1 protein-coding gene is annotated in these 1,113 nt (G+C 66.7%); it reads right to left on the minus strand.

Annotated elements, in window-relative coordinates:
• On the minus strand, positions 1-1,113 hold a 1,113-nt coding region (locus BTW07_RS18415; protein WP_244158457.1), incomplete at both ends, for a type VI secretion system Vgr family protein.

Consider the following 1,113-nt stretch of genomic DNA (forward strand, 5'->3'; position numbering starts at 1 on the left):
GCGTCGAGCCGGGGCTGCAGACTACCCGGCAGCGCCTGGAGCTGGGCCGAGACCGGCAGGGCGTTTTCGGCGTGGACGGTCACCCCGAGCAGCAGGAACTGGCGCTCTTCCTCACCGCCCAGGTCGTGCAGCGGGTGCTGGGTGAGCTCGAACCAGCGCCCGGCCTGGAGCTGGCGCGCGCCACCGCTGCCGCGAAAACGCTTGGCCAGGGATTCATGCGCTTCCAGCCGGTTTTCGGTGAGGCGTTCGCCGCGCGCATAGCCGTGGTAGTAATACTCGCCGGCGTAGTCGTAGACCTCGGTGTCGGGCAGGTTGCCCTGATCGCTGAGGGTATCGAGGCCGGTGCGCTTGGTCAGTGACGGCTGCTTGTAGTCGAAGGTGCCGACGCTGACGCGGGTGGGCTGCTGGCTTCGCACGCCGCCCCACTGGGTCAGCGCGTCTTCCGTCTCGGTGGCATCCTGGCGATGGAAGCGGATCGCCTGGGGGCTGACCGGCTGGGTGGTGTCGACGTCGTCGGTGAAGACGATGCGATGGCCATCGAACTCATCGTCGTCGCCCGCAAACTCTGCATAGTAAAAGAGGCCTTCTTCCTCGCAGAGCCGACTGACGAAGTTGAAGTCGCTCTCTCGGTACTGCACGCAGTAGCTGCGGGCGGGATAGTCGCGACGCAGGTCGAAGCGGTAGCGGCCCTTGGCCAGTTCATGGCCGTCGAACACGGCGGTGAGGACATCGGCGACGCTGCGGTCCTGGAAGATCCGGCTGTCGCGGCCGAGCTTCAGCATCGCCAGCCACGGCACCAGGGTGAGCTGGTAGTAGGTGACGCCGCCATCCTCGCCCAGCAATGCGGCCTCGCTGACCAGCCCGTGCAGCGGGCGGTAGCTGCCGTCGGCCTGCAGAATCGAGAGCCGGGCCGGCTGCGCCATCAGCGTCTTGAGCTCGATGTCGCCCTGCTGGGAGATGCAGTCGAGGGTGTAGGTGAACGGCTCGCTGACGCGCTCCTCGCCCACCAGCCGATGGGGCAGCAACGAAGCCCCGGCGATCTCCAGCGTCAGCAGCCGCTGGGACTGCGACAGCCCGATATCGAAGGTGTCGAGCAAACTATCCAGTATCGAG

The sequence above is a fragment of the Salinicola socius genome (genome assembly GCF_001937195.1).
Lineage (GTDB): Bacteria > Pseudomonadota > Gammaproteobacteria > Pseudomonadales > Halomonadaceae > Salinicola > Salinicola socius.